The organism is Clostridium sp. LIBA-8841 (genome assembly GCF_057782475.1).
The window spans coordinates 996,878-1,012,893 of record NZ_CM173488.1 but is presented as its reverse complement, the minus strand read 5'-3'; the positions used below and the strand labels follow the sequence as shown (position 1 = coordinate 1,012,893).

Below are 16,016 nucleotides of genomic sequence, written 5' to 3'. Positions count from 1 at the left end.
CATAGTATATAAAATTAATATTATTTATGTAAGTACGCACTTTTTAGTAAGTGGCCTTTTATATTTATTTGAGTTATAAAAATCATTAATATATAATGTTATCATTAGATTTTAAAATAGAAACAAATTTTGGAGATGATAACTTTGTTGAAATATAAAGATAAAAACTATGTCTGCCTATTAGATTTAGCAATGGAACTTATACGCGGCAAATGGAAGGCAGTTATTTTGTGTCACTTAAATAAAGGCGAAAAAAGATTCCTTGAACTTCAGAGAATCACGTGTGGAATAAGCCATAAAGTGTTAACTGAAAAACTTAAGGAATTAGAAGAAGATGAACTTGTCAAAAAGATAGTTTACGATGAGAATCCTCCAAGAGTTGAATATTATCTAAGTGAAAAAGGAAAAGAGCTTGCACCAGTCTTAGAATGTTTGGAAGATTGGTCTAGAAAATACTTTGGCAACTTAGAAACTCCTTCAAAGTAAAACTTTGAAGGAGCTTATTTTTATTTAATATGATTTTTTAATGCATTCATTGCCATAACATATCCGTATTCGCCAAATCCACTTATCTGACCAATACAAGCAGGTGCTGTAACTGATTTATGTCTAAACTCTTCTCTTTTATGGATATTGCTTAAATGCACTTCAACAGTTGGTATTTTAACACCTTTTAAAGCATCATAAATTGCTATACTATAATGAGTATAGGCCCCAGGGTTTATAATTATTCCATCATACTTTTCAAAATATGCATTATGAATGAAATTTATTATTTCACCTTCTATGTTGCTTTGAAAACAGCTTATGTTTAGTCCTAAGCTTTTTCCTTCTTCTTCTATATAACTAATAACCTGATTAAAATCTTTAGCACCATAAATATCTTTTTCTCTAATCCCTAAAAGATTTAAATTAGGTCCATTTATAACCATTATTTTCATAATATCTTTAACCAAACTAATCTAGTTTTTTCTGTTGGTTAAAATTCACCTACTTTCTATTTAGAAGTTTCTACTTATACGTGAATAATATTAAAACCACTATATTTTCTTTTCCATAACAAAATTTTCAAGTAATTCATTTCCTCGTTTAACTTGCTGAGATTTTATTACTTTATAGCCTTTATCCCTGAAAAAATTTTTAGCTGTTATAGATGCTTCGGTACTCATAATACTAACCCCTGACTTTTTAGCATAGTTTTCTAAAGAATCCACTATCTTAGTAGCTACTCCTTTTCTTTGATAATCCTTATGAACATAAAGCCTATCTAAATACCCAGTGTCAGTAATATCTCCAAAGCCTATAATCAAATCATCTTCACAAGCAACTACAGTAAAATTTTTCAAAAATGACTTATTCCATAATTCCGAATTTATATTTTTCGTAGCCCATACATTTAATTGAGCCTCTGTATAATCTCTTTTATTGACTGTATGGACAGTCTCATAAAATAAATTTATAATTTCTCTGCAATCCTCTGGCTTATAATTCCTAATATACATAACAGATTCTCCTAAGAACCATTATTAATTTTCCAAACTTAATTCAGAAATAGCCCTAACTATACCTCTAACAGCATCTTCAACACTTCCATCATTTATAATTTCTATATCATTATACTTTTTGTATAAATCAATTCTTTCTCTATATAAATTAGTAAGTCTTTCTTTTCCAGCCCATAAAAGTGGTCTTCCTTCTGTATCTATATCTTCCATAATTAAATCCAAAGGTCTGTTTATAAAAACAGTTACAAACTCTTTAAAATTGCTCATATTTTCTTCCTTTGTGATTATACCACCACCTGAAGATATAACTACATTTTTTAAAGTTGATAAAAGCTCACAACTTTTACTTTCTAAATCTCTAAAAACCTCTTCTCCTTGAGCAAAAAGCTCCTTAATTTCTTTTCCTGTACTTTTTTCTATGAATTCATCAATATCTATAAAATTCATTTTTAATGCCTTTGAAAGCTCTCTACCTATAGTTGTTTTTCCTGATCCAGGCATTCCAATTAAAAGTACTCCTCTTTTTTTCATATATTAATCCCCTTTTCTCAATGTTTTTCTTTCCCTAAACTAATATTTTATATTTATAATTAATTTATATCACATTTAACTAATTTTGGGATTTAATTTAACACTTTTTTATTACAAAATTAACCTTAAGAATTTTATAATTTAAAATATAATATTATCTCTAAATTATTTATTTTAAAATTTACATTTTAAATCCTCATAAATTTCTTCCTCAGTACTCTTATTTACACTTATGCCATTCCATATTTCCTCAGCCTTAACGCCTTGTCCAACTAACATAAACAAACCATCAACTGTTTTAAGTCCATGCTTTTTCGCAAGCTTTAAAAATTTAGTTTCTAAAGGATTATAAACTATATCTATAGCAACTTTAAAGTTTTTTATCACTTCCTCAGATACTGCTACTGAATCAATATTAGGATACATACCACAAGGAGTTGTATTTACTAAAGCAAATTCTCCTTTAACTTCTTCTAATTCTTCATAGCTCATAAATTGAATTTTAAACCCCTTAAATTTTTCAATGGCTTTATGTTTATCTCTAGAAAGTAAAACTATTTTGCTAGCCTTGTTATCTTCTAAATATTTTAAGATACTTCTGGCAGCGCCACCCGCTCCAAGGACAAAAAAGCTATTTCCCTCAATATTAATTTCTGCTCTCTCTAGCATTTTTCCAAAACCATAATAATCTGTATTATATCCGTAGGATTTTCCTTCTTTTATTAATATTGTATTTACTGCTCCTATAGCATCTGCTTCCTTTGAAATAAAATCTAATTGTTTCATTACAACTTCCTTATAAGGTATTGTAACATTACATCCAGTTACCCCTAAAGTTTTTAAACTTTCTAATATTCTATCTTTGTATTCCTGTTTTACAGAAAAAAGATTATATAGTCCATCTATATTGTTATCTTTAAAAACTTTATTGTGTATACTTGGTGAAAGACTATGTCCTAACTTTTCACCTATTAATCCAAAGACTTTCAAAAAATCACCCCGCTTCATCTATATTAAGAAATTATAAAATCTAACTTTTTCTTATATACTTAGTCAATATCATAAAAGTTTAACTAAAAAAGATTTTATCTTATCATATTTCACCTTGTTTATTACTATATAAAACTCCATAATTAATTCATAATTCTATGTTTAACTAAAATTGAAAAAACTTATAAATTAATTAAGTCAATTAATCTTTTTACATCCCCTGTCAAAAGATTAATGATAATTTTAAGTTTTATCGTTTAAATATCCAAAACCAAATACACAAGTTCATGCAAGACACCTAGTTACCCTGCTAGGTGTCTTTTATATTTTATAAATTGTTTTAATAGGAATATGTAACTAAAAAAAATATACACTAATTAACAGTGCTATATTTTATATTTTTTTTACTTTATAAAATATAATTGAAAAGATAAATTCCATAACGGCCAAAAATGCCTTTATAGCAAAATTACTAGTAGTTAATATAAATATAAAAGTTATTAATATTAATAACTTCAAAAATCTAATCAAAGCTTTAATTTCCAAATTTAATACCTTCTTTATTCTTATAATAATTATTTAATAATAATTATTATTCTACTCCTTTAATTTTTCTTATATGGGATATTAAAGAAAAATTTATTCTTTATTAAAACAAATGGATGTCATGTAAATTTGACACCCATTATTTATAAACAAACTAAAACTCAGCTCTTTTATAACACCCTAAAATTCTGTAGTCACTTATGGAATCCCTTAAATAATTTAGGATATCTTTTATGGATTCATCATTTATATTTCCATCTATATCAATATAAAATAAATAACTAAAAGTTCCATCTCCTATAGGTCTAGACTCAATTTTTCTCATATTCACTTTATTTTCTGAGAATATCTTTAATTTATCATAAAGAGAGCCAACCTTATTAGGAAGAGAAAAACTTATTGTCATTTTATCACATAACTCATTACTCTCTAGTTCTCTACCTATAATTATAAATCTTGTGTAATTTTCCTTAACATTATTTATACTTGCCTTTAAAACTTCAAGATCATATATATCAGCAGCTCTTTTACTTCCAATTGCACTTTTACTTTTATCTCCACATTCACTTACATACTTTGCACTTATAGCCGTGTTATAATAAGGTATCTTCTTACATCCTTTTAAACTTTTTAAAAACTCACTACTTTGTTCAAAGCCTTGTAAATGGGAATATATCTCCTTAATATCCTTAAGCTGTGCTCCTCTAATTCCTATTAGATTATGCTCTATTCTTAAATTTTTTTCTCCAACAATATGAAAACCATATTTATTTAATAAATCATATATATCTGTAATAGATCCTGTTGAAGAGTTTTCTATTGGTAATACTCCATAATCTATTCTTCTAAATTTTAAGGCTTCAAAGACATCTTCAAACTCTTCAAAACTAAATGTTCCATATTCTTCTCCAAAATATTCAATTAAAGCCTCTTCACTAAAAGATCCCTTTTCTCCTTGAAATCCAATGTTTATTTTATTTCCTTTACTGAGTGGAATTTCTCTCATACCAATTTTATGTTGTTGATACTCCTTACTTATATCCATTAAGGCATGAAGCATTTCTTCTGCATAAGGTAAAAGTTCTTTATTCTCTACTCTCTTTAGGTTTTTCTCTATGACTTGATTTTCTCTATCTTTATGAAAAATAGCCATATTGTTTTCTTGCTTATAACTTGCAACATCTAAAACAACATTCATTCGTTCTTCAAAAAGTCTCATAAGCTCTTTATCTATTGCATCAATTTTATCCCTACACTGAGCTAATTTATCACTCAAAACTTCCACCTCTCTTCTTAAAAATTATCTTATCTCATTAATTCTAAAATTGAAAGGGCAGCAATAGCTTCTATAACAACTAACGCTCTTTGAACTATACAAGGATCATGTCTTCCCGTTACACTTAAAGTTTCACACTCCATATTTTTAATGTTTATACTTCTTTGTTCCTTTGAAATTGAAGGAGTTGGTTTTATAACAACCTTAAATATAACTGGCATTCCATTAGAAATCCCTCCAGTTATTCCACCATTATTATTAGAATATGTTTTAACATTTCCATCTTCTATGAAGTATTCATCATTGGCTTCAGAGCCTTTCATATTGGCAAAATCAAATCCTTTTCCAAACTCGATTCCTTTTACAGCAGGAACTGAAAAAGCTAAATGAGCTATAGTACTCTCTAAGGAATCAAAAAATGGATTTCCTACTCCAGCATCTAAGCCCACTATTCCACACTCAACAATCCCCCCAATAGAATCGCCTTCCATTCTATATGAAGTAATTTCTTCTTTAATCTCTTCTATCTTGTTACTATCTATTACTGGAAGTTCTTTATTAAGTAACACTTCTAAATCTTCTTTGCTTAATCTTAATGAGTCAAAAGAAGAATCTTTTACCTTTCCAACTTGTTTAATATGAGAACCAATAAACACTTCTTTTTCTTTAAGAATTTCCTTTGCTAAGGCTCCAGCAAAAACTAAGGGTGCAGTTATTCTTCCTGAGAAATGGCCGCCTCCTCTATAGTCATTGAATCCTTTATATCTAACGTACCCTGGAAAATCTGCATGTCCTGGTCTCATAACATCTTTTATTTTAGAATAATCTCTTGATCTCTTATCTGTATTTCTTATTATCATGGAAATAGGAGCTCCAGTAGTCATTCCATTAAATATTCCACTTAATATTTCCGGTTTATCTCCTTCTTTTCTTTGAGTTGATAAATTATTTCTTCCCGGTGCTCTTCTTTCCATGTCTTTTTCTATATTTTCAACATTAATTTTAATCCCAGGCTCTATTCCATCTACAACTATTCCTATTCCTTCTCCATGAGATTCACCGAATATAGATAACTTTATCTTATTGCCCCAAACTCCGCCCATTGGTTTGCTATTAGGGTTCTATCCTCCCCCTAATAACTCCCTCCTTTCAATCTATGATATTTTATAATTATATTTCAAATAAATTAAAACTTTTAATTTTCACTTAATATTCCGCCTAACATCTTAAAATCCTCCCAAAAACCAGGATAAGATTTTTTAACACAATCAGGTTCCTCTATAATAACTTTATCATTACATCTAGTTGAAGCAATAGCTAAACTCATAGCTATTCTATGGTCTTTGTGACTATAAACAACTCCACCATTTAACTCTTTAACTCCATTTATTATAAGCCCATCTTCTAGCTCTCTTATATTTGCTCCTAACTTATTAAGCTCTGTGCATATTGCATTTAACCTGTCACACTCCTTAATTCTGAGCCTTTCTCCATTTATAACTCTAGTTTCTCCTTCACTTAAAGCTGCAACCACAGTTAAAACAGGAATTATATCTGGACATTGAGAAGCATCTATAATAGTACTTTTTAAATTTCCTCCAACTATTTTCAATGCTAATTCTTCTAAATACTCATTATTAACTTCTTTAGGATTATTATTTATGCAATTTCCTTCTAAATTACATTGCTTATTATGTTTTCTTTCTATAAAATCATCTTTTAATATATTACATCCCATTCTCTCTAAAATCTCAATACACTCTTTATCCCCTTGATAAGAATTTAGATCTAAATCAAGACATTCAACATTATTACCTAAGGCCCCTGCTGAAAAATAGAAAGCAGCCTGAGAATAGTCACCTTCAACTTTATAATCCATAGGCTTGTAATTTTGATTCCCTTTTATTAAAAACTCTTTGTAATCTCTATTTTCTATTATTACACCGAACTTTTCTATCATATCTAAAGTTAAGTCTATATACCCCTTAGATTCAAGTTCTGTAGTTATTATTATCTTTGAATCTTCTTTTAATAAAGGAAGGGTAAATAATAAACCACTTATAAATTGAGAACTTATATTTCCCTTAACTCTAAATTCTCCACCTTTTAAAGCACCATCTATCTTTAAATCAAGTTCTCCTTCTTTATAAGAATACTGAATTCCTTGCTCTTCAAATATTTCATAATAAGTCTTTAATGGTCTTTTTCCCAAGTTTCCTCTTCCTATAAAATTAACCTTATTCTCTTCGATTAAAGATATAGGCACCAAAAATCTTAAAGTTGAACCTGATTCATTACAATCAATAATTTTTTCCTTAAAAGATTTAAAAATCTTTTCTCCATTTATAATTAGTTTATCTTTTTCTACTTGAATATCTGCTCCTAAGGATTTCATTCCTTCCATAGTAGCAATAATATCTTCTGAAAAATCTATATTAGTAATAATACTTTCTCCTTTACTTAAAGAGGCACAAATGATAGCTCTATGAGCCCTGCTCTTTGAAGGAGGTATTTTAACCTTCCCCTTTAACTTACTAGGAGTTATAATTACCTTTTTCACCTTTACCCACTCCCTATACTTAATTTTCAGTCACATTGTAATCTAATATTGATTTAACCTAATATTAATTTTTAGATAGAACTGTAAGACCATCTTAATGAGTAATTAGAGTTTCATTATCTATGAAAGAATAATAGCGTTAAGAGGCTTCTTTTGTTCGACGCGGAATCTAAAAGGAATACAATCTCAGTTAGTTCGATTGCATAAGTTCAAGATACCAAATTAAAAATTTGGACTTTCACTTAACCCTTAGCTATTATTCTCGAATAGATAATAGAAACTCTTTACGAAATTAAGCTAGGTCTGAAGGGCTAGCTTAAAATTAATATTCACCTAAAACATACCGCTTTATTCAAAGAATTCAACAGTTGTATTGTATATATAGCTTTCTCCAATATCTTTTAAAAGAATAACATTTAAGCTTCCATTTAAGTTCTTCTTATCTAACTTAATAGCCTCTCTTGCTAATCCATTATCTTCAATATTTACGTCAGTTCCTAACCCATATTTTTTTAGTAACTTTTCAATTCTTTCAGCTGTTCCTTTTTTAGTAAGTTCCTTTTCTTCAGCAATCTTACTTATCATGTTCATTCCTATGGCAACAGCTTCCCCATGAGAATAAGTTTCATAGTTATAAATTTGCTCTATAGCATGCCCTAAAGTATGACCAAAATTTAAAACCATTCTCTCTCCTAAATCCTTCTCATCATTTTCAACAACTTCTCTTTTTATATCGCAACATTCATAAATAATATCGCCTATATTTTCTTTTAAATCCTCTTTGTTCTCAAAACCTTCTAACTTTTCAAATAGCTCTTTACTTTTTATACATCCATACTTTATTACTTCTCCAAGACCATCATTAAAATACTTTTCTGGAAGAGTTCCAAGCATATTTGGATCTATTAATACTAATTTAGGATGATAGAAGCTTCCTACTAAGTTCTTTCCTCTTTCTAAGTCAACAGCAACCTTCCCTCCAACACTTGAGTCAACCTGAGCTAATAATGATGTAGGTATTTGTATAAAATCAATTCCTCTTAAGAAGGTTGATGCCACAAATCCAGCTAAATCTCCAACGACTCCCCCACCTAAGGCTATAATTAAATCGCTTCTTGTTAGCTTTAAATCTAAAAGTTCATTATATATACCTGGTAATGTGTCAAAAGACTTACTCTTTTCTCCTGGTTTAACAGAAATAATTTTAATTTCGAACCCTTCATTTTCTATATTAGTTTTTATACTTTCTCCATATATATCATTTAGATTATCATCTGTTATAATAGCTACTTTCTTTCCATCAAATACAGTCTTTATGTATTCTCCAAAATAATCTTTTAAATCCTTTTGAATAACTATATCGTAACTTTTCTCTTCTAAATTAACTCTTAAAACTTTCATTTTTCTCACTCCAAACACTTTAATTTTTAGCTATGTTTTAAAAGCCAAAGCACCTTTAATCTTACCCTGTAAACATTAAAAACCAAATATTAAATTGTATTGCCTAATTAACTATAAATTTAATGGGAGTAAAAACTCCCACTAAATTAAATGCTCTTTTATAATTCTCTACCAACAGCATTTGCTATAGCTCTTAAATCATCTAAAAGCTTACCGTATTCTTCTGGCTTAACTGATTGCTGTCCATCACATAATGCATTAGCTGGATCATTGTGAACCTCTATTATTAATCCATCAGCTCCAACAGCTATTGCCGCTTTTGATAGTGGTTCTACCATCCATGCCTTTCCCGCTGCATGGCTTGGGTCAACAATTACTGGTAGATGACTTAATTTTTTAATAGCAGGTATAGCACTTAAGTCTAAAGTATTTCTTGTGTAAGTCTCAAATGTTCTAATTCCTCTTTCACAAAGAATTACATTTTCATTTCCACCAGCCATAATGTATTCTGCTGACATTATTAATTCTTCTATTGTTGCCGATAATCCTCTTTTTAAAAGAATAGGCTTATTTGTCTTTCCAAGCTCCTTTAAAAGATCAAAGTTTTGCATATTTCTTGCTCCAACTTGAATAACATCAACATCCTGAACAAACTTTTCTATCATATTAGTTGACATTATCTCTGTAACTATTGGAAGTCCTGTTTTTTCCTTAGCTTTTTTAAGAAGCTCTAATCCTTCAAGCTCTAATCCTTGGAAACTATATGGTGAAGTTCTTGGTTTAAATGCGCCACCTCTTAAGAAACCTGCTCCCAGTTCCTTAACTTCCTTGGCTATCTCTGTAATTTGTTCTTCACTTTCAACAGAACAAGGACCAGCTATTAAGGCTATTTTCTTTCCACCAATTTTATTTCCTAAGACATCAATTATTGAGTTATCTGGATGGAATAATCTATTTGCCTTTTTGAAAGGCTCTTGAACATGCATTATTCTTTCTACATTTTTATTAGCTTCTAATTTAGATGGATCAATTTTACTTGTATCTCCAACCAAACCGACTACACACATTTCTTTTCCAGAAATCCTTTGAGCCTCGACTCCAAGTGATTCAATCTTGTTTATCAATTTTAAAATCTCCTCTTCCTTTGTTCTTGGTTTTAATATAACTATCATAATTCGCCCTCCTTTTTATTTTAACCTTTTTATTTAAAATAGTCTAAATCTAAAAGCTCAACTATTTAATAACCTTTTATTATTAAAATTTAGTTATAAAAAAATAGAACCCATTTTTAATGAGTTCTATCCAATAAATTATAATACGATATTACTATAATATTACTATCTATTAAATTAATTATACAAACCCATTAGTCAAAAGATTATAGTTTTTTTTGCACATAAAATATCCAGCACTAAAATAAAAGCCCCAGCTAGAGTAAAAGCTATAAAATTGTGCTACTAATCCTCTTACTAATAAATTTAGCATAACATCCTCCTAAAAATTTTTTAAACAGTTGTTTCCAAACTTTTTTTAAATTTATTATACACTTTGTAATTTCAAAGTCAATAATATAAAACTTTTTTAAGTTTTAATTTTATGATATGTTGATATAAAAATATAGTTCTATATTTTTAATCAGTAAAGAAAATACTTTCATATAATCAAATACATAATTCTAAAAAAATATTCTTTTAAAAATATATTACTCAACTCTAATTAAATTATTCATTTAAAAAACTTATTATAAAATAAATTAAAAATTAAGTCTATATTTTAAACTAGTGTTGATTTTCAGATAGAACTGTAAGACCATCTTAATGAGCAGCTAGTATTGCATCATATACGTAAGAATAATAGCGTTAAGAAGCTTTTTCTGTTTGAGCGTAGCGAGTTTAAAAGCTTTAGCTATTATTCTGGAGTAGATGATAGCAATACTTTGCGAAATTAAGTTAGGTCTGAAAGTATAGCTAAAAATCAACATTCACCTAAAACAAAGCCCAAATTAAAAGAAGTAGTATGAGTTTAAATTTCATACTACTTCTAAAATTTACTTCAATCTAAAATATTAATTTTTTTAATTATCTTTCAGTTCTAATAGTTAATGATTCTTTAGATGAAATCTCTCCATTAGAATATTTAGCTGCAATCTTAAAGTTGTAAATAGTATGTCTGTTCAATTTCTTGAAAGTATATTCAACTTCATCAGCACCTATTTCTGCAACTTTTTTACCGTCTTGGTAAAGAACGTATCCTTCTAATCCATAAGTTGTTTCTGGAGCTTCCCAAGCCACAGATACAGTCTTCTTATCTTTGTTAGTAATCTCAAAGTTTCTTACAGGGTTAACAACAACCTCTTCTTCAACTTGTGGATCTCCTACCTTAACTTTTACTGAATTTGAAGAAATCTTATTTCCGTCAACAGTAACATCAACTTGAACATTAACAAAGCCTTCAGCCACACCAGTCATTATTCCATTTTCAATAGTTAAAGCTTCTGGGTTTGAAATCTTATATTCAACCTCAGCTTCTTCTAAGTTAACAGTTGCTCCATTATTCATTAATGCATTAACTGCAAATGGTACACTTTGACCTATTTCTAATTCATGCTCTACTGTATTTAAGTTTACATGAGCTAATTCAGGTGATTCAATTGAATCATCTATTTCTTTAACATAAAGATTATCTAATATTACCTCTTTAAATCCTTTACCTTTTTCTAATGTGATGTAGTAATCTCCATCAAAATCACCAGTTGTGAATTTATGAGTTACTGACTTAGTCTTAGTGAAAACATCTTGTGCATAGCTTGCACCAGTAGCCTCTAAAGGAATACTTACAACTTTCTCACCATCTCTAGTCTTAATATTCACAGTATATCCTGGAGCAGCATTTTCTAATGAATATAGGAATCCAAATTCATAAGTCTTATTTGGCTCCAATTGGAATGATGAAACGTCTGTAGTTAACATTTCTCCTGTTTCATCTGGTTGTTGATTAGACTTTAATGAGAATCTTCCATCAAGAACCCAATTCATTCTTTGATTAGCACCTATAGATATATCTTTCTCTGCTAAATGAGATCTATTTGAGTGTCCTCTTCCTGGTGCTAAATAGAATGGTGATATTCCTTCATCTACGTTTTCAAAGTCTTCATAGAATACATATCCATCTCTATTTGTTTTACCTGGATGATCCCAAATTCTGAAGTCATCAACTATTACAACAGAGTCAGCAGCACCTTCTGAAGCCTTCAAGTAAACCTCAGCTGAATTTACTCCCTTAGGAACAGTAAATTCTACTTCCATTCTTACGAAAGTATCATCTATATACTTAACACCTTCTCCTTGTCTTCTCTTACCACCACTTGTTATTACGTTAGTAACCTCTTCGCCACCAACATTAACTCCTAGTGTAACTTCTCTATTATTATCATTCTTAACCCATGCAGAAACTGAATAAGTTGTACCTTCTTCTAATCCGCTTATACTTTGTGAAATCTTAGCATCAGCACCTTCATTTCCACTTATTTTAAGAACATCGTTACCTAATCTCTTTTGAACATTTTCGTTTTCAATAGTGATGTGGTCTGTATTGTCAGCTGTAGATTCTTTATTCCACTTATCAAAAGTCTGAGAATCAAATCCTGGATCAGCTATTTCAGAACCATATCCCCAATCATCTATTCTTGCCTCTTCAACTGGAGCTTTAGTTACTATATAAGGAGTATCTTGTTTAACTTCTAAAGTAACTTTTCCATCTACAACTGGTACTTCCTTAACTAAAGTTCTTCCTAAATCTGATAATTCATATAAATAAACTTTATTATCTGAAGTCCATCCTTCTGGTAAAGTCCATTCTGAAGTAGTTCCTAATGGATTCCAATGATAAATTTTTTCACTGTTTACTTCATCAATTGGATTCCAAGGTAAGAATAATTGAGTATCACCTATTCCTGTACTTCCAATTGAATTTTCTGGAGTAGTAGCTACTAGTCTACCATCTCTATAGTAGTTTATATTAGCACCCTCTCTAACTGATTTAACTCCATTTTCAAATAATACTTCATTTTCTTCCATTTTAACAATTGGGAAATGTTGTAGATACTTAGTTGGTAATACTTGATTGTAGAATACCTCAGTACCATAAGCTCCTTCTATATCATGCCTAGTTCCCCATCCACCTGATAATAAATGTTTATTACCTTTTACTAATGGATCTGCTAAGAATGAATCTTGAGTATCATTTTTCATAAATCTCATTATCTTACTTGCATTACCCTTATTTGGATATGCAGGGTCTCCACCCCAGTGAGTCCATGGAACATGTTGCTCTAATGGTCCATTCATTTCTGTTGCAATCATAATTCCATATTCATTTATCTTTTCTCCTAATTGATGAGCATTCCATCCATTACCTGTATAAACGTCAACGTAAATCCAACCTAAGTTTGGTGCATCTTCCATTAACATATCAAGTCTTCTGAATAATTCACCAGTCATTATATCTTCTCTTTGATTAACATAATAAGCTTGGTCTAACCATCCCCATCCAGGAGCATTCTCATTAACTAACTCAGTTGGATATTCAAAAGCATCCATTACATATTCTGTAGCATTTATATGAACACCTATTTGAGCATTATACTTCTTACCTTCATCTATAAGAGTATTAAAATCTTCCTTACCACCTTGTCTCATACCAATATGTCCGCCGTAGTCTGGGTGAGAGTCATCATGTCCTTCTCCTTGATATCCTTTATGAAGAACTAATTGACCAAATCCATCTGTGTAGTTAGACAGCTTCTTAATTGTATCTAAAGATCTTAAGAATGGATTTTGAGTATATCCAATGTTAAAATCAATATATGACATTTGATTCTTTATGTCTTCTCCACCTACAGGAATCTTCATATTTTCTCTATATTGAATAGCACCATCTTGCCAATCAACTTGACCATCTTCATTTTCATCTCTAGCAATTATAACCTCTGACCATGGCATTTCACCTTGATATAACTTACTTCCTTGAGCTGTTTCATCTTGAAGAACTTCCTTGTAAGTCCAAGTACCATTTGATATTCCAGTTTTCTTATAATTTGTATTGTCTGGAAGAGTATCATTTTCAGTTGTTAAAACAACCCTATTTCCACCTTCAATAGTATTATTATTTACAGTAACAGCAAACTTATCATCATTTATAAATGCATAAGTTTTTCCTTTAACTCCTGGTCTTGCTTTAGCAACATCTGTGAATTCTTCATTAATGTTATTCCAGTCACCAGTTGTTAATACAGATGCAGTTTTACCATTATTTAAACTGCTTACTGAAGCTAAGCTGTGATTTGGGAAGTTTAAAGTTTGAAGTTTAACTTCTCCCTCTTGAATATCTATAACTTCCATTCTTAACTTATTTCCATCAACAGTCATCTTTAATGTAATAGTCATTCCAATATCTTCAAAGTTTAATGTGTAAGTAGCTTCATTATTTGCAAATTCACTAGTTACCTTTGGAATTCTCTTCTCACCATTAATTTCAACCATATATTGAGCCTCTAAATCATCTACAGCTGCTCCAGCTAGAACATCTTCTGTTCCCTTCCACTCGTATCTAACAACTGTTGGGAATCTATTGTCTAAAACAACCTTCATATCATCTGACTCTATTACTTGTTCTTCAAGTGGTCCTACTTCAGGTGCCATTAATCCACCCAACTCTTCAACAACAAGGTTGTCTAAAGTGACCGTTTTATTTCCATACCATCCTGTTAAACCTATCTTTCCTTTAGCATCAGGCAAGTTTGATACAGCAACTTGTCCTATTTTTTCTTCATCTATCCACATAGTTATGTTAGTATCTTCAACTTTTAATTTAATTCTATAAGTCTTACCAGCTTCTAATGAGAATGAACCTGGGAATGCTCCATATTTGCCATCTCCAGTTTTCCATACCCAAGAACCAGCATCATAACAAACAGCTCCCCACTCAGTTTCTGATACATATCTAAATAATAACCCTATTCTTCCACCATCATTGTTAACAGTAAAGTCTGTTTCATAAGTAAAGTTTTTAACATCTGGTGAATTCATGTCAACAGCTGTAGCTACTCCATTCATAGGAATTTGAGCTGTTCCACCCTCATATGTTGGAGTTCCACTTCCCTTTACTAATTTCCAATCTCCTCTTGTTTCCTCTGTTTCAAAATCAGTTTCATAATATGCTAAATCTGAACTTACAGTTACATTAGCTATTGCTTTTATATCAGTATCGGCTACTGTTCCTTCTACTTGAAATGTGCCTGGCTTTGAATAACTTTCCTTAGGGATATAGTTCCAAGCAACTTCCTTAATACTAGACATTCCATTCTCATGGTTAACTGTAACACTTGATGGTAAAGTAGGTTTAACTCTTGGATAAGTTTCTACATTTGTCTCATTTATTGAAACAATAGGTCCCTTATCAACTGTCATAGGAGCGTATTTCATATAGTCATATTTAGTAGTTTTAGAACCACCCCAACCTCTATATCCAACTTTACCAGCTTGTACTGGTACTATATCTGTTTCTTCATCAAATATTTTTTCAAATTCTCCACCATTAACTGAAACATTAACAGTTACATGTTTTTCAACAAAGCTAGCTTTAACTATTACTTCATCTCCGACTTCTAACTTAGGTCCTGAAATATCTTTCCATTGAGATGCATTTTCTATAACCCAACCAGTACCTGAATTATAGTTAATCATTCCATAATTTGATTCAGTAGCTCTAAATAATATTCCTGTTTGAGAACCTCCAACTATGAATTTAGTTTCTAATTCACCATTCTTTATATTAGGTGATTGATCCTCTATTACTCTAGTTTCACCACTATTAGTGAATGATAAAAATCCATCTGATACACTAGTAGTTGCTTTTCCTTTTAAAGTTGTCCATGTAATACCTTCTGGTCTATCATAGTTTTGAATATATGGTTCTACATCTTCATCACTATGAGTTACAGTTTCAGCAACTTCATTTTTAACCTCATTACCTGCTTCATTTACAGGTGTAGCAAGTGCTGAAATTGGTAATTGTCCAATAATAACTGCCGCAGCTATTATGGCAGCGATTTTTTTATTCATACATCTTCTACCCATGTTATACTCCCCCTATACAATTTAAATGTTTACATAAACAATTTTATACTTATTTCACATTTATTAACATG

General features: G+C 30.1%; 12 protein-coding genes. 1 reads left to right on the top strand and 11 read right to left on the bottom strand.

Going from position 1 to position 16,016, the window contains the following annotated elements; translation table 11 throughout:
- The first annotated feature begins 144 nt into the window (after positions 1 to 144).
- Positions 145 to 486, top strand: a complete 342-nt coding sequence (locus AC2A4K_RS04285; protein WP_322504322.1) for a winged helix-turn-helix transcriptional regulator — start codon at positions 145 to 147, stop codon at positions 484 to 486.
- A 20-nt stretch (positions 487 to 506) separates the two neighbouring features.
- On the opposite strand, the gene aroQ is transcribed toward AC2A4K_RS04285, so the two are convergent.
- The 11 genes from aroQ to AC2A4K_RS04230 form a co-directional block, all read right to left on the bottom strand.
- A complete protein-coding gene (gene aroQ / locus AC2A4K_RS04280; RefSeq protein ID WP_322504201.1) occupies positions 507 to 941 on the bottom strand; it encodes a type II 3-dehydroquinate dehydratase in 435 nt (144 codons plus the stop codon).
- Between the two features lie 99 nt (positions 942 to 1,040).
- Positions 1,041 to 1,502: a GNAT family N-acetyltransferase gene (locus tag AC2A4K_RS04275; protein ID WP_322504202.1), complete on the bottom strand. Its 462-nt coding sequence runs from the start codon at positions 1,500 to 1,502 to the stop codon at positions 1,041 to 1,043.
- Between the two features lie 24 nt (positions 1,503 to 1,526).
- Entirely contained in the window at positions 1,527 to 2,036 is a 510-nt protein-coding gene (locus tag AC2A4K_RS04270) for a shikimate kinase (protein WP_322504203.1), read from the bottom strand.
- Between the two features lie 174 nt (positions 2,037 to 2,210).
- A complete protein-coding gene (gene aroE, locus AC2A4K_RS04265) occupies positions 2,211 to 3,026 on the bottom strand; it encodes a shikimate dehydrogenase (RefSeq protein WP_322504204.1) in 816 nt (271 codons plus the stop codon).
- A 700-nt stretch (positions 3,027 to 3,726) separates the two neighbouring features.
- Complete coding sequence (locus AC2A4K_RS04260) at positions 3,727 to 4,848, bottom strand: chorismate mutase (RefSeq protein ID WP_322504205.1); 1,122 nt, start codon at positions 4,846 to 4,848, stop codon at positions 3,727 to 3,729.
- Between the two features lie 29 nt (positions 4,849 to 4,877).
- Positions 4,878 to 5,951, bottom strand: coding sequence for a chorismate synthase (gene aroC, locus AC2A4K_RS04255; RefSeq protein WP_322504206.1), 1,074 nt, complete (start codon positions 5,949 to 5,951; stop codon positions 4,878 to 4,880).
- Positions 5,952 to 6,043: 92 nt separating this feature from the next.
- Positions 6,044 to 7,408, bottom strand: a complete 1,365-nt coding sequence (gene aroA, locus AC2A4K_RS04250) for a 3-phosphoshikimate 1-carboxyvinyltransferase (RefSeq protein ID WP_322504207.1) — start codon at positions 7,406 to 7,408, stop codon at positions 6,044 to 6,046.
- A gap of 348 nt (positions 7,409 to 7,756) precedes the next feature.
- Positions 7,757 to 8,809, bottom strand: a complete 1,053-nt coding sequence (aroB, locus tag AC2A4K_RS04245; protein WP_322504208.1) for a 3-dehydroquinate synthase — start codon at positions 8,807 to 8,809, stop codon at positions 7,757 to 7,759.
- Positions 8,810 to 8,967: 158 nt separating this feature from the next.
- Positions 8,968 to 9,981, bottom strand: coding sequence for a 3-deoxy-7-phosphoheptulonate synthase (gene aroF / locus AC2A4K_RS04240; protein ID WP_322504209.1), 1,014 nt, complete (start codon positions 9,979 to 9,981; stop codon positions 8,968 to 8,970).
- A gap of 181 nt (positions 9,982 to 10,162) precedes the next feature.
- Positions 10,163 to 10,294, bottom strand: a complete 132-nt coding sequence (locus AC2A4K_RS04235) for a hypothetical protein (protein WP_322504210.1) — start codon at positions 10,292 to 10,294, stop codon at positions 10,163 to 10,165.
- A 593-nt stretch (positions 10,295 to 10,887) separates the two neighbouring features.
- On the bottom strand, positions 10,888 to 15,945 hold the full coding sequence (locus tag AC2A4K_RS04230; protein WP_322504211.1) for an endo-alpha-N-acetylgalactosaminidase family protein: 5,058 nt from the start codon (positions 15,943 to 15,945) through the stop codon (positions 10,888 to 10,890).
- Positions 15,946 to 16,016: the final 71 nt, after the last annotated feature.

Excerpts from the sequence above, each read along its gene's own strand:
- AC2A4K_RS04270 (WP_322504203.1), bottom strand. The coding sequence starts at position 2,036 with ATGAAAAAAAGAGGAGTACTTTTAATTGGAATGCCTGGATCAGGAAAA.
- AC2A4K_RS04235 (WP_322504210.1), bottom strand. The coding sequence starts at position 10,294 with ATGCTAAATTTATTAGTAAGAGGATTAGTAGCACAATTTTATAGCTTT.
- aroB (WP_322504208.1), bottom strand. The coding sequence starts at position 8,809 with ATGAAAGTTTTAAGAGTTAATTTAGAAGAGAAAAGTTACGATATAGTT.
- AC2A4K_RS04230 (WP_322504211.1), bottom strand. The coding sequence starts at position 15,945 with ATGGGTAGAAGATGTATGAATAAAAAAATCGCTGCCATAATAGCTGCG.
- aroF (WP_322504209.1), bottom strand. The coding sequence starts at position 9,981 with ATGATAGTTATATTAAAACCAAGAACAAAGGAAGAGGAGATTTTAAAA.
- AC2A4K_RS04275 (WP_322504202.1), bottom strand. The coding sequence starts at position 1,502 with ATGTATATTAGGAATTATAAGCCAGAGGATTGCAGAGAAATTATAAAT.
- aroQ (WP_322504201.1), bottom strand. The coding sequence starts at position 941 with ATGAAAATAATGGTTATAAATGGACCTAATTTAAATCTTTTAGGGATT.
- aroC (WP_322504206.1), bottom strand. The coding sequence starts at position 5,951 with ATGGGCGGAGTTTGGGGCAATAAGATAAAGTTATCTATATTCGGTGAA.